This is a genomic window from Lentzea sp. NPDC058450 (assembly GCF_042721395.1).
GTDB lineage: Bacteria > Actinomycetota > Actinomycetes > Mycobacteriales > Pseudonocardiaceae > Lentzea.
Map to the genome: position 1 here is coordinate 180,357 of NZ_JBHXLO010000013.1, position 16,792 is coordinate 197,148.

General features: G+C 67.6%; 19 protein-coding genes. 11 read left to right on the forward strand and 8 right to left on the reverse strand.

Annotated features, from left to right (window positions below; all coding sequences use genetic code 11):
- Positions 1-41: 41 nt before the first annotated feature.
- The gene (locus tag ACFWNN_RS21760) at positions 42-1,007 is read left to right on the forward strand and encodes a polyprenyl synthetase family protein (protein WP_382441790.1); all 966 of its coding nucleotides are present in this window, start codon (positions 42-44) and stop codon (positions 1,005-1,007) included.
- A 10-nt stretch (positions 1,008-1,017) separates the two neighbouring features.
- On the opposite strand, the gene rarD is transcribed toward ACFWNN_RS21760, so the two are convergent.
- Positions 1,018-1,941 carry an EamA family transporter RarD gene (rarD, locus tag ACFWNN_RS21765; RefSeq protein ID WP_382441732.1) on the reverse strand — a complete coding sequence of 308 codons (924 nt, stop codon included), beginning with the start codon at positions 1,939-1,941 and terminating at the stop codon, positions 1,018-1,020.
- Between the two features lie 145 nt (positions 1,942-2,086).
- On the opposite strand from rarD, the gene ACFWNN_RS21770 reads away from it, so the two are divergent.
- Positions 2,087-4,168, forward strand: a complete 2,082-nt coding sequence (locus tag ACFWNN_RS21770; RefSeq protein WP_382441733.1) for a hypothetical protein — start codon at positions 2,087-2,089, stop codon at positions 4,166-4,168.
- A 63-nt stretch (positions 4,169-4,231) separates the two neighbouring features.
- Entirely contained in the window at positions 4,232-5,155 is a 924-nt protein-coding gene (locus tag ACFWNN_RS21775; RefSeq protein WP_382441734.1) for a catalase family peroxidase, read from the forward strand.
- A 56-nt stretch (positions 5,156-5,211) separates the two neighbouring features.
- Here the strand turns inward: ACFWNN_RS21775 and ACFWNN_RS21780 are convergent, their stop codons facing one another.
- The 4 genes from ACFWNN_RS21780 to ACFWNN_RS21795 all read right to left on the reverse strand — a co-directional run bounded on the left by ACFWNN_RS21780 (position 5,212) and on the right by ACFWNN_RS21795 (position 9,508).
- Positions 5,212-6,261: a 2-oxoacid:ferredoxin oxidoreductase subunit beta gene (locus ACFWNN_RS21780; protein ID WP_382441735.1), complete on the reverse strand. Its 1,050-nt coding sequence runs from the start codon at positions 6,259-6,261 to the stop codon at positions 5,212-5,214.
- Positions 6,258-8,096, reverse strand: a complete 1,839-nt coding sequence (locus ACFWNN_RS21785; RefSeq protein WP_382441736.1) for a 2-oxoacid:acceptor oxidoreductase subunit alpha — start codon at positions 8,094-8,096, stop codon at positions 6,258-6,260. Before ACFWNN_RS21785 ends, ACFWNN_RS21780 begins: the two co-directional genes overlap by 4 nt.
- 211 nt (positions 8,097-8,307) lie before the next feature.
- On the reverse strand, positions 8,308-9,048 hold the full coding sequence (locus ACFWNN_RS21790) for an enoyl-CoA hydratase (protein WP_382441737.1): 741 nt from the start codon (positions 9,046-9,048) through the stop codon (positions 8,308-8,310).
- 10 nt (positions 9,049-9,058) lie between these two features.
- Complete coding sequence (locus ACFWNN_RS21795) at positions 9,059-9,508, reverse strand: Lrp/AsnC family transcriptional regulator (RefSeq protein WP_382441738.1); 450 nt, start codon at positions 9,506-9,508, stop codon at positions 9,059-9,061.
- A gap of 138 nt (positions 9,509-9,646) precedes the next feature.
- Here ACFWNN_RS21795 and ddaH point away from each other — a divergent pair, with 138 nt between their 5' ends.
- The gene (ddaH, locus tag ACFWNN_RS21800) at positions 9,647-10,459 is read left to right on the forward strand and encodes a dimethylargininase (RefSeq protein WP_382441791.1); all 813 of its coding nucleotides are present in this window, start codon (positions 9,647-9,649) and stop codon (positions 10,457-10,459) included.
- Between the two features lie 106 nt (positions 10,460-10,565).
- Here ddaH and ACFWNN_RS21805 read toward each other — a convergent pair whose 3' ends face one another.
- Complete coding sequence (locus ACFWNN_RS21805; RefSeq protein WP_382441739.1) at positions 10,566-11,042, reverse strand: DUF2511 domain-containing protein; 477 nt, start codon at positions 11,040-11,042, stop codon at positions 10,566-10,568.
- Between the two features lie 226 nt (positions 11,043-11,268).
- On the opposite strand from ACFWNN_RS21805, the gene ACFWNN_RS21810 reads away from it, so the two are divergent.
- From ACFWNN_RS21810 to ACFWNN_RS21820, 3 genes are all read left to right on the forward strand, one after another.
- The gene (locus tag ACFWNN_RS21810; protein WP_382441740.1) at positions 11,269-11,526 is read left to right on the forward strand and encodes a hypothetical protein; all 258 of its coding nucleotides are present in this window, start codon (positions 11,269-11,271) and stop codon (positions 11,524-11,526) included.
- Positions 11,527-11,532: 6 nt separating this feature from the next.
- Entirely contained in the window at positions 11,533-11,928 is a 396-nt protein-coding gene (locus ACFWNN_RS21815; RefSeq protein WP_382441741.1) for a DUF4279 domain-containing protein, read from the forward strand.
- 317 nt (positions 11,929-12,245) lie between these two features.
- Positions 12,246-12,449 carry a hypothetical protein gene (locus tag ACFWNN_RS21820; protein ID WP_382441742.1) on the forward strand — a complete coding sequence of 68 codons (204 nt, stop codon included), beginning with the start codon at positions 12,246-12,248 and terminating at the stop codon, positions 12,447-12,449.
- Here the strand turns inward: ACFWNN_RS21820 and ACFWNN_RS21825 are convergent.
- Entirely contained in the window at positions 12,446-13,387 is a 942-nt protein-coding gene (locus tag ACFWNN_RS21825; protein ID WP_382441743.1) for a GNAT family N-acetyltransferase, read from the reverse strand. The genes ACFWNN_RS21820 and ACFWNN_RS21825 overlap by 4 nt on opposite strands.
- On the opposite strand from ACFWNN_RS21825, the gene ACFWNN_RS21830 reads away from it, so the two are divergent.
- From ACFWNN_RS21830 to ACFWNN_RS21845, 4 genes are all read left to right on the forward strand, one after another.
- Entirely contained in the window at positions 13,388-13,618 is a 231-nt protein-coding gene (locus ACFWNN_RS21830) for a hypothetical protein (RefSeq protein ID WP_382441744.1), read from the forward strand.
- A 97-nt stretch (positions 13,619-13,715) separates the two neighbouring features.
- The gene (locus ACFWNN_RS21835) at positions 13,716-14,093 is read left to right on the forward strand and encodes a hypothetical protein (RefSeq protein WP_382441745.1); all 378 of its coding nucleotides are present in this window, start codon (positions 13,716-13,718) and stop codon (positions 14,091-14,093) included.
- A gap of 532 nt (positions 14,094-14,625) precedes the next feature.
- On the forward strand, positions 14,626-15,378 hold the full coding sequence (locus tag ACFWNN_RS21840) for a transglycosylase SLT domain-containing protein (protein ID WP_382441746.1): 753 nt from the start codon (positions 14,626-14,628) through the stop codon (positions 15,376-15,378).
- Between the two features lie 148 nt (positions 15,379-15,526).
- Positions 15,527-15,676, forward strand: a complete 150-nt coding sequence (locus tag ACFWNN_RS21845; RefSeq protein ID WP_382441747.1) for a hypothetical protein — start codon at positions 15,527-15,529, stop codon at positions 15,674-15,676.
- A 24-nt stretch (positions 15,677-15,700) separates the two neighbouring features.
- Here the strand turns inward: ACFWNN_RS21845 and ACFWNN_RS21850 are convergent, their stop codons facing one another.
- Positions 15,701-16,732 (reverse strand): LysR family transcriptional regulator, encoded by a 1,032-nt coding sequence (locus ACFWNN_RS21850; RefSeq protein ID WP_382441748.1) that lies wholly within the window; start codon positions 16,730-16,732, stop codon positions 15,701-15,703.
- Between the last annotated feature and the right edge of the window lie 60 nt (positions 16,733-16,792).

A 16,792-nucleotide genomic window follows, 5' to 3' on the forward strand; every position in this document is an offset into this window, starting at 1 on the left:
CTGGTGTGACCAGTAGCGAGCATGAGGGACCGGGGTTCGCGTTGGTGGACCCCGTGCTCACCGAGGTAGTCCAGGACGGCCTGGCCGAGGTGGAGCGCATCCTGCACGACGTCGTGCAGAGCGAGTTCACCCCGGTCACGGAAACCTCGCTTCACCTTGTGGAGGCGGGCGGAAAGCGGATCCGCCCGCTCTTCACACTGCTCGCATCGCAGTTCGGCGCCGACTGGGACCGGGAAAAGGTCATCAAGGCGGCCGCTGTGGTCGAGCTCACCCACCTCGCGACGCTCTACCACGACGACGTCATGGACGAGGCGACCATGCGGCGCGGAGCCGTCTCCGCGAACGTCAAGTGGGACAACAGCATCGCGATCCTGACGGGCGACTTCCTCTTCGCCCACGCGTCCCGGCTGACCGCCGACCTGGGGACGGACGCGGCGCGGATCATCGCGGAGACCTTCTCGTTGCTGGTGACCGGCCAGATGCGCGAGACCGTCGGCCCGCAGCCCGGCGAGGACGCCATCTCCCACTACCTCAAGGTGATCGAGGAGAAGACCGGCTGCCTGATCGCCACGGCGGCCCGGTTCGGCGGCATGTTCTCCGACGCCACCGAGGAGCAGACGGACGCGCTGCGCCGGTACGCCGAGGTGATCGGGGCGGCGTTCCAGATCTCCGACGACGTCATCGACATCGCGTCGCCGTCGGTCACGTCGGGCAAGACGCCCGGCACCGACCTGCGCGAGGGCGTGAAGACGCTGCCGATGCTCTACGCGCTGGCCGACCCGTCCGAGACGCGGCTCGCCGAGCTGCTGGCGGGGCCGATCTCCGACGACGACCTCGTCGACGAGGCCCTGGACCTGCTGCGGAAGTCCGCGGGCATGGACAAGTCGCGCGAGACGCTCGGCGACTACGTCGACAGGGCTCGGGTGGAGCTCGGCAAGCTGCCGGAGTGCCCCGCGAGGGACGCGCTGGAGGAGCTGGCCGTGTACGTGGTGGAGCGCTCCCGCTAGCCCTGCTAGTTCAGCCGACCGGCGCGAGCGCCTGCTTGCGCCGGTTCCTCAGGGCGTCGAACGTGAAGAACGCCAGGGCGAGCCACACCAGGCCGAACCCGATCCACCGGCTCGCCGGCATCGGCTCGTGCACCACGAACACGCCCCACGCGAACTGCAGGATCGGGGCGATGTACTGGAGCATCCCCATGGTGCTCAACGGGATGAGCCGCGCGCCCGCGCCGAACAGCAGCAACGGGATCACCGTCACGATGCCGGTGGTCATGAGCATCAGCGCGTGGCCGGTGCCCTCGGAGGTGAAGGTGTTCGCGCTGCCGAGTGTGAGCAGGTAGACCAACGCGATCGGCGCGATCACGGCGTTCTCCGCGGTGAGGCTGGAGATCGCGTCCAACGGCACCTTCTTCTTCAGCAGGCCGTAGACGCCGAAGGAACACGCCAGGACCAGTGAGATCACCGGAAGCCTGCCGTAGTCGATGGTGAGCACGATCACAGCGATCACGGCCACGGCGATCGCCGCGACCTGAGTGATGCGCAATCGTTCCTTGAGGAAGATCATGCCCAGTGCCACGCTCACCAACGGGTTGATGAAGTAGCCGAGGGCGGCCTCGACGACATGATGGCTGTTGACGGCATAGATGTAGACGCCCCAGTTCACCGTGATCAAGACGGCGGCTGAGGTAACGATGAGCCAGCCTTTCCCGGATAGTTCCAGGAGAGGGCGCCAGCGCCGGAGCACTGCGACGACGATGGCGAGAGTGACGAACGACCAGACGATCCGGTGCGCGAGCACCTCGACCGGCTGGGCGGGTACGAGGAGTGGCCAGTACGCCGGGAACAGGCCCCAAAGGACGTAGGCGAGTGCGCCGTAGGTGACCCCTCGCCCCTGGGTGTGAACTTCTGGCGAAGTGATGGCCGAGGTGGTCAGAGGGGGCACAAAATCCCACTCTACGCTGGGCTTTCGACCCGTTATTTGCGCTGAACGGCGTAGTGACGGAGCATCATCAAAGGCACTGTAGTTTGGCCATGCTCACCCTTCCGAGTGAGTGGGGTCGGAGTGTGGTCTTAGAAGGGGCTTACCCGTGAACATCTTCGGGCAGGTCTGGCTGTGGAGCCTGCTGTCCTTCGTTGCGGGAGTGCTGCTCACCTGGTTGGTGATGGTGCGCCCCGCGCGAAAGCAGATCGCCGACCTGGATGATCAACTTCTCGACGCGCGCAGGGCGGCCAAGCCGGTCCCGGCCGCCGTCACCGTCGACGACTTCGAGGTCGACGAGTGGGAGGCCGCGCCGCCGCGATCGCTGAGCGACGAGGTGCTGACGCCGCCGTCGCCCGTTCCGGCGTTGCCGCCAGCGCCCGCGCCGTACGTCGAGCCGCCCGCTTACTTCGGTGAGCCGGTGCCGCCCGCGCCGGTGCAGCCGCCGCCGCCGTTGCTGACACCGCCGCCGCCTCCTCCCGTCGTGGAGGAGCCCGCGCCGTACGAGCCGGTGTCGTACGAGACGACGACTTTCGACGCCCTGCCTCTGCCTGAGCAGGACGAGGAGCCCGCCGCGCCGGTCCGCCAGTACCTGGAGCCCGAAGAGGCGCAGCGCCGCTTCGAGGAGCAGCTGGCGGAGCAGAAGGCACTGGCCGACGCCGAGGACGACCGTCCCCGCTCGCTGTTCGAGCGCCTGGCGCCCGAGGTTCCCCCGGAGACCCCGGCGGAGCAGACGACCGTCCTGTCGCAGTCGGGCCTCGAGGCCGCGGACTTCGACGACGAGCCGGAGCTGCCCGCCGAGCAGACCTCGCACCTGCCGACGGTCCCGCCGGTCGCCGAGCCCGGTGCCCCGGCGCAGTCGCCGACGGCCGGTCCCGAGGTCGAGCAGCCGGACGACTTCATCTACCAGCCGCGCGAGGTCTGGGCCCAGGAGGAGCAGGAGGTCTTCCAGGACGAGGCCGCCGAGCAGGAGGACGAGCCCGCCGGCACCCGCTCCGAGCAGACGACGTTCATCGCCGTCGAGGAGAGCAGCTGGCCCGGCAACGACCTCACCGGCGAGTACCCCGTCCTGCGCGACGACTTCTCCGGCGAGCTCGACGGGTTCACCGAGCCCGAGGTCGAGCCGGAGACCGCCGCCGAGCAGACTGGCCTGATCGAGCCGATCGACCTGGACGCGCCGCACGTCCGCAACGGCGTCTTCGAGACGACGTCGGCCGAGGAGCCGCAGTTCGCGGAGCCCGAGCCGGAACTGGAGGCGGAGCCCGAGACCGAGTCCGCGCACGCCCTGCGGGAGGAACCGACCCACGAGGAGCCGGACCACCAGGAGCAGGCGTACGAGGAGCCGGTCTACGAGGAGCGGGTCTACGACGAGTTCGTCGCTCCCGAGCACACCGGCTCGTTCACCATGCCGTTCACGACGCCCGGCGCCCCGCCGCCCGCGCCGTTCTCGGCGTTCGAGCCGCGGGTCGAGGCCGACGAGGTGCCGGAACGCACCCCGCGTGCCGTCGGTGCCGCCTTCTCGCACGCCACGGAGACCCCGGTGGCCCCGGTGGCCCGGCCCGCCGAGCCCGTGTCACGGTCGTTGTTCGAGCCGCTGCTCGAGGCCGACGAGCCGTTGCCCGCGCTGGGCCAGACCCGCACGCTCCCGGACACGAGCAACGACCAGCCGTTCGTGCCGACGTTCGTGCCGAGCGACGAGCCCCTGCTGGCCGCCCCGCCGGAGCCCGAGCCGGAACCGGTCGACCTGCCGCAGCGGCACACCGACGCGGGCCTGCCGATCCGCGAGGCACGCCGCTCGACGATGCAGCAGCAGCGTCAGCAGAGCTTCCCGGCGTTCTCGGCCTTCGAGTCCGCGAAGCCGGAAGCCCCCGCGGCCCCGGCTCTCCCGGTGCGTCCCCGCCCGGTCGGCTTCTCGCCGTCCACCGGCGGCGCCCCCGCGCCCGCGCCCACTGGCGCGCCGCCCCGGTTCCAGCAGCCGGAGGGCTTCAACCCGCGCTCGCCGTTCGGTCCCGGCTCGGTGCTGCCGAAGTCGGACGGCCACGCGCCGGCCGCGGACTTCGCGGTCAAGGCCACGCTGACCGGCCGTCGCTACTACTCGGAGGGGTCGGCGAACTTCACCGGCACCCGTGCCGACGTGTGGTTCCGCACCGAGGCGGACGCCGAGAAGGCCGGGTTCCGTCCCGCTCCCTGATCGATTACCGCCAAATGGAACGCTGTTCTGGCAGGGGATGACATGCGCCGATAGCTTCGGCGCATGTCATCCGAGCTGGCGAAATCGCAGATCTCCTCGACGATCGTGGACTCGATCGAGGCTCTGAAGGGCACCCACCACGGCCTCCGCCGCGCCCACGCCCGAGGCTTCGTCTACGAAGCCGTGTTCACCCCGTCCGGCGCCGCTGCCCCGTTCACGACGGCCCCGCACCTGCAGGACGCGCCGGTCCGCGCGACCGTCCGGTTCTCGCACACCGACGCCAACCCGCACGCGTTCGACAGCGACCGTTCCGTGCGCGGGTTCGCGACGAAGTTCCACCTCGCCGACGGCACCAACACCGACCTGGTGATGGTGAACGTGGAGCGGTTCGTGGCGGCGACGCCCGAGGAGTTCGTGGACTTCATCAAGGCGGCCAAGGCCGACACCGACGCGGCCGACCCCTCGGTGCCGCACATCAAGTCGTTCGTGGGCGCGCATCCGACCGTGGGGCCCGCTCTGGTGGCGGCCAAGTCGGTCGGCATCCCCGAGAGCTACGGCACTTCGCAGTACTGGGCGATCCACGCGTTCCTGTGGCGTGACGCCTCCGGTGTCGTGCGACCCGTGCGCTACTCGTGGGTGCCGGAGGCGGGTGTCGTGGATGCCGCGGATTCCTCTTCGTGGACCCCGCACCACCTCACCGAGGAACTGCGCGACCGCCTGCCGATCTCGTTCGGGCTGCGCGTGACGTTCGGCGAGCCAGGTGACCCGACGCACGACTCGACGCTCGCGTGGCCGGCTGATCGTCGTTCGATCGACGTCGGCCGGATCGAGATCACCGGGGAGGCCGCGGACCAGGAGCACTGGCAGGCGCAGGTGTTCGACCCGACCTCGCTGGTCGACGGCATCGAGGTGTCGGACGACCCGGTGCTGGCCGCCCGCAGCACGATCTACGCGGTCTCCTACGACCGCCGCTCGCACCAGCGTTAGGAACGGAGAAGGCCCCTGACCGAACGTTCGGTCAGGGGCCTCCGTCGTCGCGTCTGCTAGCCGACCACGGTCCAGGTGTCCTTGCCGTGCAACAGCTTGCTCAGGTCCGCGGCCTTCGCACTCTTGGCCTCGTCGACCTGCGCGCGCACGCCGTCGTCGTACGTCGCGCGGTCCGCCCGGCGGAACACGCCCGTGACGGTGTGCGTGAGGTCCTGCGTCGACAACCGCGAGAGCGCGAACGACAGGTTCAGGTCCGACGCGTCGTGCACCACGATGTCGCTCGCGTCCACGTCGGCGGACTTCGCGACGGCGAGGCCGAAGCCCTCGCGCACCACGCAGTACTCGCCCTCGCGGCCGAAGCGGATCGGCTCGCCGTCCACGACGTTGATGATCCGCCGCTGCGCCTCGTCCGCGTCCTTCAGCACGTCGAACGCGCCGTCGTTGAAGATCGGGCAGTTCTGGTAGATCTCGACGAGCGCCGAACCGCGGTGCTCCGCGGCCTGCCGCAGCACCGAGGTCAGCCCGGCCTTGTCCGAGTCGAGCGCCCGGCCCACGAAGGAGGCCTCCGCGCCCAGTGCCAGCGACACCGGGTTGAACGGGTGGTCGACCGAGCCGATCGGCGTCGACTTCGTGACCTTGCCCGGCTCCGACGTCGGCGAGTACTGGCCCTTGGTGAGACCGTAGATCCGGTTGTTGAACAGCAGGATCTTGAGGTTCACGTTGCGCCGCAACGTGTGGATCAGGTGGTTGCCGCCGATGGACAGCGCGTCGCCGTCACCGGTCACCACCCACACGCTCAGGTCCGGCCGCGCCACGGCGAGACCCGTCGCGATGGCCGGCGCACGGCCGTGGATGGAGTGCATGCCGTACGTGTTCATGTAGTACGGGAATCGGGACGAGCACCCGATGCCCGAGACGAACACGATGTTCTCGCGCTTGAGACCCAGCGACGGCAGGAACGACTGCATGGTGTTGAGCACGATGTAGTCGCCGCAGCCGGGGCACCAGCGGACTTCCTGGTCCGACTTGTAGTCCCTGGCCGACTGCTTCTCGTCGGTGGTGGGAACCCCGGTCAAGCCGGGGAGACCGATGTCAATCGCGGTCACGCCGACACCCCCTTGATCACGTCAGCGAGCACGTCCTGCAGCTCTTCCGCCTTGAACGGCAGGCCCTGCACCTTGGTGTACGACTCCGCGTCCACGAGGTACTTCGCCCTCAGGAGCATCGCCAGTTGGCCGAGGTTCATCTCCGGCACGATGACCTTCTCGTACGACTTCAGCACGTCGCCCAGGTTCTTGGGGAACGGGTTGAGGTGCCGCAGGTGCGCGTGCGCGACCGGGAGGCCGAGCTTGCGGACCCGGCGCGCGGCCGCACCGATCGGGCCGTACGACGAACCCCAGCCCACGACGAGGACCTTCGCGTTGCCGTCCGGGTCGTCGACCACGACGTCTGGCACCTCGATGCCGTCGATCTTGGCCTGGCGCAGGCGCACCATCTTGTCGTGGTTCTCGGGGTCGTACGAGATGTTGCCGGTGACGTCCTGCTTCTCCAGGCCGCCGATGCGGTGCTGGAGACCGGGCGTGCCGGGCACGGCCCACGGACGTGCCAGCGTCTCCGGATCACGGGAGTACGGCTGGAAGTTCTCCGGGTCCGTCGCGAACTCGACTGTCAGGTCCGGCAGCGTCTCGACGTCGGGGATCATCCACGGCTCGGAGCCGTTCGCGATCGCGCCGTCGGACAGGAACAGCACCGGGGTGCGGTACTGCAGCGCGATCCTGGTCGCGTCGACCACGGCGTCGAAGCAGTCCGAGGGGGACTGCGGCGCCACGATCGGCACGGGCGACTCGCCGTTGCGGCCGAACATCGCCTGCAGCAGGTCGGCCTGCTCGGTCTTCGTCGGCAGACCGGTGGACGGGCCACCGCGCTGCACGTCGATCACGAGCAGCGGCAGCTCGGTCATCACGCCGAGGCCGATGGTCTCGGACTTCAGCGCGATGCCGGGACCGGACGTCGACGTGACGCCGATCGCGCCGCCGTAGGACGCGCCGAGGGCGATGCCGATGCCCGCGATCTCGTCCTCGGCCTGCACCGTGGTGATGTCGAAGTTCTTGTGCTTGCTCAGCTCGTGCAGGATGTCCGACGCCGGCGTGATCGGGTACGTGCCGAGTACGACGGGCAGCTTCGAGAGCTGTGCGGCCGCGACGATGCCGTACGCCGTCGCCGTGTTGCCGGTGATCTGGCGGTACGTGCCGACGTTGAGCTTTGCGGGCGCCACCTCGTAGGTGACGGCGAAGGCCTCGGTCGTCTCGCCGTAGTTCCAGCCAGCGCGGAACGCGAGGACGTTGGCCTCGGCGATGTCCGGCTTCTTCGCGAACTTCTCGCGCAGGAACCGTTCCGTGCCTTCGGTGGGCCGGTGGTACATCCACGACAGCAGGCCGAGCGCGAACATGTTCTTCGCGCGTTCGGCGTCCTTCTTGCCGAGGCCCGTCTCCTCGAGCGCCCCGATGGTCAAGGTCGCCATGGCGATCTTGTGCACCTGGAACTTCTCGAGCGAGTCGTCTTCCAGCGGGTTCGAGTCGTAGCCGACCTTCGTCAGGTTCCGCTTCGAGAACTCGTCGGTGTTGACGATGAGGATGCCGCCGTCCGGCAGTTCGCCCACGTTCGCCTTGAGCGCCGCGGGGTTCATCGCGACGAGGACGTCGGGACGGTCGCCGGGCGTCAGGATGTCGTAGTCGGCGAAGTGCAGCTGGAACGACGACACACCGGGCAGCGTGCCCTGTGGTGCGCGGATCTCGGCGGGGAAGTTGGGCTGCGTGGCGAGGTCGTTGCCGAACGCCGCCGCTTCCGACGTGAACCGGTCTCCGGTGAGCTGCATGCCGTCACCGGAGTCGCCGGCGAAGCGGATCACAACGCGATCCAGCTTGCGAGTCTCAGTGCTCATTCCTACGCCGATACCTCTCTCCAAGGGTGGCCGTGCCCCACCACGAGGGTAGTCGCCAGGACCACGTGCGAGACGGGCCGTGTACCACCAGGCGAGACGAACTGTCCCATCTGCCGCAACGAGTCCTTAACTAGACGGTAAGCACAGCACTACCAGCGGATACCCGAATGCGTCAGACGTCACCCTCGATACCTGTTACCCAAGGTAACACTTATCGTCCGCTGATCCGAGCCTTCATCGCGGCAAGCCTCGCAGCGAACTCTGGAGTGTCGATCGATTCGACCTGTGGCCCCAGTTCGGCCTCGACCGCATCAGCGTGGACCTGCATTGCATCGGTCTTCCGCATCGTCGCCTTGATGGTCCGCACGAGTGTCGCGGGCGCTTCAGCGGCTGCCTTGGCCAGCTCTTTCGCCACCGCCAGCGGGTCTTCGGCCTTCGCGTAGGCGAGTCCGTGCCGCACGGCCTGGTCGGCGTCGAGGATCTGCCCGAAGAGCGTCATGGCCGTGGCGACCTGGGGGTTGGTGAGGCGCTGCAACATCCACGTCATGCCGCCACCGGGGTGGATGCCGAGCTGCAGGAACCGCGCGTCGAACCGCGCCTTGGGCCCGGCGACCCGCACGTCCGCGGCCAGCGCCAGGTTGAGCCCGGCCCCGACCGCGGCCCCGTTGACCGCGGCGATCGTGGGGATGGCGGCGTTCTTGACGGCCAGGAACCCCCGGTAGATGTTCCGCAGGCCCTCGTCCTTGGAGTTCCCGAGCTGCGTGAGGTCGGCCCCCGCGCAGAACGCCGGCGGCGCCCCCGTGACGATCAGCGCGTTGGCGTTCCGTTGCGCCTCTTCGACCTTCTCCGCGAGCTGGTGCGACAGGTCGATCGTCAGCGCGTTCCGCCGCTCCGGATCGTTGATCGTGATCACCGCGACGGACTCTTCGAACTCCAGCAGAACCTCAGCCATGCCGCGGACTCTAGGGTGCCGGCGGCCGGTCCAGGAGCCGGGACAACACCACCGTCGACACCGTCCGGTCGATGATCTCCACGGCCCGCAGCCGCTCCAGCGCGGTCTCCAGATGGTGGATGTCCGCCGCCCGCAGGTGCACGATCGCGTCCGCCGCCCCCGACACCGTGTAGGCGGCACTCACCTCGGCCATCGGCTCCAGCCGGTGCTGGATGTCGTGCGGCGCCACGTTCCCCCGGCAGTGCACCTCCACGAACGCCTCGGTGCCCCACCCGAGCGCCTCGGGGTCCACCACGGCCGTGAACCCTCTGAGAACCCCCGTGTCCAGCAGTTTGTCCACCCGCCGCTTCACCGCGGGGGCACTCAACCCCACCTCCTTCCCGATCTCCGCGTAGCTGGAACGAGCGTTGGCCATGAGGCACGAAATGATTCGATGGTCGATGCTGTCCACACGCAACATTCTGCCCTAGTTAACGCAATGTCGCGGCGTTGATCGATGGTCGACCCGCGCTTTACATTTCGATCCATGACGGTATCCATCTCCGGGCCTGGCGAGCCGATCACTCTCGACATCGCCGCACCCATCGCGCCGACGCGCATGCCGACCACCCGTCGGTACCTCATGTGCCCGCCGACGTACTTCACGGTGGAGTACGCCATCAACCCGTGGATGGATCCCACCAGGCCCACCAGCACACAGCTGGCCGTAGAGCAGTGGACGAACCTCCGCGAGACCTACGAGCGCCTGGGCCACGAGGTCCACGTGATCGAGCCTGTCGTCGGTCTGCCCGACATGGTCTTCTCCGCCAACAGCGGCACCGTCATCGACGGCAAGGTCCTGGGCTCCCGCTTCCGCGCCGAACAGCGCTCCGCCGAAGCCGACCACTTCCGCCGCTGGTTCCTGACCTCCGGCTACAACTCGGTGGTCATGCCCACAGCCGTCAACGAGGCAGAGGGCGACTTCACCTGGACCGGCTCGCTGCTGTTGGCCGGCACGGGCTTCCGCACAGACCCACACGCCCACGGCGAGGCCCAGGAAGTCCTCGGCGTCCCCGTGGTCTCCCTGCAGCTGGTGGACCCGCGCTTCTACCACCTCGACGTGGCCCTCTTCATGCTCGACGACCAGTCCCCGACCCCTCTGGTCGCCTACTACCCGGAAGCCTTCTCCCCAGGCTCGCAGCAGGTCCTGCGCCGCCTCTTCCCGGACGCCGTGATCGCCAACGACGACGACGCGGTCTGCCTGGGCCTCAACGCCGTCTCCGACGGCAAGCACGTCGTCATGCCGGTCGAGGCCACGCATCTGGCGGAGCAGGTGGCGCGCCGCGGCTTCGAGCCGGTGCTGGTCGACATCTCGGAACTGCGCAAGTCGGGCGGCGGCCCGAAGTGCTGCACGATGGAACTGCGCGGCTAGACCTCGCCCACGCAGTCCTTCAGACCGGCGCTGGTCGGAGCCCTCGAAACGGGTTCTGGCCAGCGCCGATCTGTTTCTTGCTGGAAGACGCATCGAGGGATCCGGTTCAGCACAACTTCAATCCGAGGTCGAGAATCGGACCGATGTATATTTTCAGTCCGGCGTTGTTCGGATCGTCGGCCCAGATTTCGTGGATCCTTTTCCCTCGGTTCCTCGTCATCGCGGTCCCGTTGACGTCGTAGCTGGAGCCATTCGTAGTGAAGGTGACGGCTCCGCCTTGGCATCGAACTACGCCTGAGTCGACCGTGAGTGGCCACTTCTCCCCGAAGTCCTCTCGTCGGACTTCGCCCGGTTCTCTTGCTGCTTGTGTCGGGTCGGGGGGTCTGGTCGCGGTTGTGGTGGGAGTATGCACGGAAGGCGTCGCTGGATCGACTTTTGATCCACTTGGGGATTCCTGTGTGCCGCAACTTCCGACAAGTGCCGCGGTCAAGAGCAGTGACAGGCGGCTGGCGGACCTCAAGTTCATCTGCTCTCCCAAAAAATTCTGTTGAGGTAAGAGTGAGGGCCGTGCGAGCCCTTGCATCGGTTAAGAACGTGAATGTTCGGCGCAAGGCGATCCAGCATCATGCCCCGAGCTGCTGACATACCGTCTCCCCGCTGATGAACAACGGCAAGGGCGAACACGTACGTAGGACATCGAGCGACTGGGCGGGCTGTTACGTGCCGCGCATGACGCGGGACGGCCCACGGGCCACAGACGCCTTCGAAATACCCGTGGCGCTCCGACGACCCGCAGTAGGGTTCCGGGAATGAACGGTCCCGAGCACTACGCGGCTGCCCAGGAGTACCTCGCGGCGGCCAAGGCCGACGGCGTCGAGCCGGGCGGCGCGGCCTCGAACCTCGCCATCGCGCAGGTGCACGCAACGCTCGCGCTGGCGGCGGCCACCGCGATGGCGGGCTCCGTCGTCACCGCGCACGGGGCGGTGAAGACCGCGCTGCCCGCTGTCGACGGGAAGGCGTGGCAGGCCGTGGCCGGTGTGTCGGTGCAGGCCGGCGGTCGGGACTAGCCCGGAGTGCCGGACGCGCGGGAACGGCACGAGTACAAGGCGTCGCTGAGGGTCTTCAGCGAGTTGGTGCTGGCGGACCTTGTCGCCGCGCTCGGCGAGCCCGACCACGGCTACGACATCGGTGATCCGGTGGGCAGGCGCCCTGATGGCCCTCGTCGGGCCGTGTCGCACTGGTCGCTCCACAGCCGTACGGAGCGCACGCGCCCACTAGACGAACACGTCGCGGAGCTCGTGACGTTCGTCGAGGGGCATCGGCGTGAGTTCGAGGAGCTCAAAGCCGACGTCGACATCTTCTGCGGCGTCTTCACCGCCGACGACGCGCAGGGCGGTTTCACCTTCACCGCGGACCTGATGCAGCGGCTGGCCGAACTCGGCCTAGAAGTCGGCTTCGACCTCTACTGACTCCCGTCGGGCGCGAGCAGGCGATCGGTCGCGCCGATATGACCGGGTGGCTCCACCTGGGAGGGCAAGAAGTTGTTTTAAATCCAACCCGCTTGTCGTGCCCGAAGTGCCGTTCAACGCGTTAAGGCGCTAACGGCGACGTTAAGCGTTCTGAGGAAATCGGTAAACGTCAGCACCGGCCGCTGAAGGCTTTGGTGTTGTCCGCCGTGCCGATGGCGCCGTTCAGCGACATAAGGCCGAGAACGGCTTACTGGCGCACATATGGGTCCATACGCTTGCTTCGTTCGACATAGACACGGTCCAAGGAGCGAGCAACGGTGACGTTAGCCAGGCGGTCTGACCAGCGAGGCCAGGAGAACGTGTGGTCCACGATCCGGCACCACACGTCGAGCTGGCTGCTCCTGTGGCGGTTGCTGGTGCTGGCGGTCGGCATCGCGACATTGGTGGCCGGGGCGGCCGTCCTCCTCTGGTTCCTGGGAATGAGGATCGGCATCGCCGGGTTCGAGCTGGCGCCGGCCTAGGCCTCCCACTTCACATAGCGCATCGTCGCCGTGAAGCCCGCCCTCTCGAAGATGCCGAACGCCCCGGTGGCGTTCTCCGAATCGACGCTCAACAACGCGCGGTCATAGCCTTGATTAACGGCGGCTTGTAGTGCGTGTGCGATCAGCGCGCTCGCAATGCCCCTACGGCGGTGCGACGGCAACACGCCGATGAGCATGAAGTGCGCGTCGTTGATGCCGGTGGCCTGTGTGTCGGCCTCCCAGTTCATCGTCACGAGCATGCCCGCGGCCACGCCGTCGTCGCGGAGCAGGAAGCTCATCGACGGCCTGAACGTCTGGTTGGTGATCTTGTTCTGCCAGAGCGACACGGGCATCGGCGTCGTGCCGAACGAGGAGCGGTAGGCCTCGTTGCGCAGGAGGCGGAACTCCTCGTCAACAGACGGCGACCACGGCTCGATGCGCGGGTCAGAAGAAGGCTGCACGGAGCGCAGGCCGTGCTCCATCCGCTGGAAGTAGCGGACGGGCGCGAAGCCCTGAGAAGACAAGAGCAGGGCCAGGCCCTCGACGTGCTCGGCCTTGTGGACGTTGACCGCCAACCGCAGCCCTGGGTGGTGCAACGCGTGCAGGACGCGGGCCGCCTCGACGCCCGCCCGCACGAGTCGCGTGCCGATGCCCTGGCGGCGATACCGCGGGTGCACGCCGCCGTCGAGCGAGACGCGGTGCACCTCCGTGGCGGTCGGCCGGTACTGGATCTTCATGTAGCCGACCATCACGTCGCCGTCGAAGACCGCGAGGCTGGCGCGCTCCAGGTCCGCGAACGGATCGACGAGCTCGGTGAGGGTGTCCTCCGCGGTGTAGTTCTCGCCGATCTTGTCGACGGCCTCCATCGCGTTGAGGAGGTCGGCCGACGGCTGTGCGTCGTCGCGGGTGAGCGGGCGCCACGTGAGGTCTTCGCGCATGTGACGACCGTATTGAGGCTGTCGCGCCGGTTTCGCCGCTCGAACAGCCGGTCGCGCGAGGTGCACGTCGGCGCCGACGTCGTGGTGAAGCTCATCGCTGCGGACGGCCACACGCGGCTTGACCGCGAGATCGCTCTCGCCCTGGCCAGGCAGGGCATCGCCAAGCTCAACGCCCTGCACGCCTCCGGCCGAGGCTCGCGAGGTGCTCAGGACCGTGCCAATCCACGCTGACTGCCACTGGGACAACTGGCTCGCGGACGGCCCCGAGCTCACCGCCCTGCTCGACGTGCTCGTGGCCGGCCTCTGGTGGCCGCAGTAGCGTCGCGAGATGACCGACGTTCTAGTGATCGGCTTCGACCCGGCCACCATCCCCGGCTTCGACCCCGCGCCCGTCGCGAAGGGCATCGAGCAGGGCAGCAGGCAGTTCGCCGAGCTCGGCCTCGCCGAGGACCTCTTCCTCATCGACTTCGCCGAGCTCGACGGCCGCGCCCAGGCCAAGCTCGCCGAGAAGCTGCGGGCCAGGAAGTACGACGTGGTCGTGGTCGGTGGCGGCATCCGGAAGGGGCCGGGGCTCTTGGAGCTCTTCCAAGCCGTCGTCAACGAGGTGCACTGGCATCAGCCGGAGGCCGCGCTCGCCTTCAACGACAGCCCAGGGGACAGCCCGGACTGGGTTCTCAAGGCGCTGGAGCAGAAGAGGAAGAGTTAACCCACAACATCGGGTGAACCGAAAGCGCGCTCTCTCCGTACCCCTCCTCAGACCGAGAAAAACGCTGTCCAGCGATCAAGTCCTCGCAGGTCAGCTCCCCGAACCCCCACTGCATCACGAAGCGTGACCGGATCACTCGATCGCGTGGTCGTGGACGTAACCCATAACGAGAGCCGGGCCAGCAGCGAACTAACAGACAGCTCCGACAGTTCGTCAGGAGGCAACGATGAACTTACGCGGCATTCACAAGGCTCGTTGACTGTCTGTCAGCAACTGGTAGCCCGACCCGACGCAAAAGTGACGAGAGTCACCCAACGGGCGCTCAAGCTTGCCTGCGCTCGTGACGCGAGGTTACGTTCTCGCCCGCCGATAACGGTTTGGTCACCGGCAGGACACAGGAGCTGCAAGCACTAGGGCCCTTTGTCCGCCCAGAGTCCCCCGCCTGGGTTCGCCGGAGACCAAGCTCCCCGACGCAGGAGGCTCCCCCTTGGCCCGGCACAGCAAGGCCGATGGCCGAACCGTGTACACGGTCGTGCCCAGACAGGAAGTCAAGCCCGGCGCTCACCGCGTCGAGGACGACAAGGTCCCGCTCGCTCACCGCGTGAGCGCGATCGTCGTCGCAGCAGGTGTCGCCGCCGGCACCGCCGCCATCGCCAACGCCGCCACCAGCGGGTCCTCCACGGAACTCGCCGCGGGTGCGGCCGAGCTGGGCGCTCTTCCCGACCAGCAGGCCACCAAGACGATCCAGACGGTGCACGACGTCAACCCCGGCAACCAGGTCGGCCGGCTGCTGCAGTTCCAGCAGATGTACGCGCAGCAGACGTTCGAGCAGGCCACGAAGGTCGCCGCGGACGCTCACGCCCAGCGCGAGGCGGCGGCGAAGGCCGAGGCCGAGCGGCAGGCGGAGATGCGCAAGCCCGCCAAGCAGCGCGAGGTCGAGGGCTGGATCAAGGAAGCCATCAAGGTCCTGCAGGCCAACGGCACCAACATCGACAACGGCTCCGTCGACGAGATCTACACGATCATCATGAAGGAGTCGAACGGCAACCCCAACGCCGTCAACAACTGGGACTCCAACGCGATGCGCGGGACGCCGTCCAAGGGCCTGATGCAGTGCATCGACCCGACGTTCAACGCCTACAAGCTGGCCGGCTACGACAACATCCTCGCGCCGGTCGACAACATCATCGCGGGCGTCCGGTACACCTACGCGCGCTACGGCGGCTTCCACAACCACCCGGGTCTGGTCAGCATGGGCCTCGGCGGCGGGTACCGGGGGTACTAAAGACGTCGAACCGCCGTGTCGGGGGTGCGGAAATCGCATCGGCGGACGATGCTGTCAATCAGGTTCACCCACAAGCATGGCGGCCCTAGCGGGCACACGCCCGGTAGTGCTCCCATCGAACGCGATCCCCGAACGCAGGGAGTGGCCGATGAACGAGCAACAGGCACGCGACGACGAGCTGGAGAAGATCCGCTCGGAGGCGACGAGTTGGCTGGCCAAGATGGCCAAAGCCCAGCACCGTCCCAAAGTCGAGCAACGCAAGCCTGAGCACGACGCCATGACACCCGCGAAGAAGTAAGAAGCAAGAGCACCAGCGCCTCGGCTACGGCCGGGGCGCTTCTGCTTGGAAGGCCGACCACAGCAGGTTGAGCGGGTGGTCCGCCGGATGCTTCGCCAACTCGTCCGTTCGGGCGAAAACGCCGACAAGCCGCTCCAGCGAGTCATCTGAGAGCTCGACGACCCGGAGGCCTCCTCCCTCCCGGAGCTCGTTGTTCGACGCCACCACGCCCAAGCCAGACGTCACGATCATGGCTCCCTGGACGAGGTTCGAGCGCAGCAGCGAGATGCCGTACTGGATCTCGTCGATCTCAGCGGCGATGTCGAGCCCCTGGCGGTAGTCCGGCCCGAACCAGCCCCGCAGGAACTCGGCGATCAGCCCCGCCCCCGGCACGACCAGCGGGACCGACCTCAACTGAGGTACCCGCACCCGGTCGCCCACAACCGTCGTCGGCAGATTCGTCAGCAACGCGAGCCCGCCGCGCCGCCACTCGATCACGTCGAACTCCGGCCGTTCCCATCCCGCGCCTGACCGCGTCACGACGCTGCCGCACACGAGGTCGACCTCCTGCGTCTCCAGCTTCGTCCAGATGTCCTTGGTACGGATGTGCACGACCTTGAGGTCCACGTCGCGCTCGCGGAACTCGTCGGACACGTGGTGCCACGCCTTCGCGAGCGTGTCCAGCATGTATCGCGTGGTGCCGACGGTGACGGTCGTGCCGAGCTTGCGGCGGCACTCGTGAATTCCGTCCAGCCACTCCGCGAGCGTCTCCCGCGCCAATTCGACGAGTGACTCACCGGTCGGCGTGAACAGCACGTCTTTTCCGCGTCCCTGCTTCACCACGAGCGCTTCGCCGCACAGTTCCAGGAAGTTCCTGTTCAACGTGTCGAGCTGCTTCTGAACGCTCGACTGCTCTCGTCCCAACGCACGAGCGGCACGTAGGGCCGAACGGGTCTCGTGCACCGTGAGCAGCGTCCTGAGCTGGTCCATCGTGGTATCCAGTAGTGCACCGGGCATGTTCAGCAGACGGTGCAGCGAGGTGCTCGTGGGAAGCACCAACTGGGACGAGCCGGACATCGGAACCCTCTCTGATATTCTACCGATCAGTTGAACTGAACTTGACCGCATTTCGCCGAC

Excerpts from the sequence above, each read along its gene's own strand:
- ACFWNN_RS21775 (WP_382441734.1), top strand. The coding sequence starts at position 4,232 with ATGTCATCCGAGCTGGCGAAATCGCAGATCTCCTCGACGATCGTGGAC.
- ACFWNN_RS21785 (WP_382441736.1), bottom strand. The coding sequence starts at position 8,096 with ATGAGCACTGAGACTCGCAAGCTGGATCGCGTTGTGATCCGCTTCGCC.
- ACFWNN_RS21790 (WP_382441737.1), bottom strand. The coding sequence starts at position 9,048 with ATGGCTGAGGTTCTGCTGGAGTTCGAAGAGTCCGTCGCGGTGATCACG.
- ACFWNN_RS21795 (WP_382441738.1), bottom strand. The coding sequence starts at position 9,508 with ATGTTGCGTGTGGACAGCATCGACCATCGAATCATTTCGTGCCTCATG.
- ddaH (WP_382441791.1), top strand. The coding sequence starts at position 9,647 with ATGCCGACCACCCGTCGGTACCTCATGTGCCCGCCGACGTACTTCACG.
- ACFWNN_RS21805 (WP_382441739.1), bottom strand. The coding sequence starts at position 11,042 with ATGCAAGGGCTCGCACGGCCCTCACTCTTACCTCAACAGAATTTTTTG.
- ACFWNN_RS21810 (WP_382441740.1), top strand. The coding sequence starts at position 11,269 with ATGAACGGTCCCGAGCACTACGCGGCTGCCCAGGAGTACCTCGCGGCG.
- ACFWNN_RS21825 (WP_382441743.1), bottom strand. The coding sequence starts at position 13,387 with ATGCGCGAAGACCTCACGTGGCGCCCGCTCACCCGCGACGACGCACAG.
- ACFWNN_RS21835 (WP_382441745.1), top strand. The coding sequence starts at position 13,716 with ATGACCGACGTTCTAGTGATCGGCTTCGACCCGGCCACCATCCCCGGC.
- ACFWNN_RS21845 (WP_382441747.1), top strand. The coding sequence starts at position 15,527 with ATGAACGAGCAACAGGCACGCGACGACGAGCTGGAGAAGATCCGCTCG.
- ACFWNN_RS21850 (WP_382441748.1), bottom strand. The coding sequence starts at position 16,732 with ATGTCCGGCTCGTCCCAGTTGGTGCTTCCCACGAGCACCTCGCTGCAC.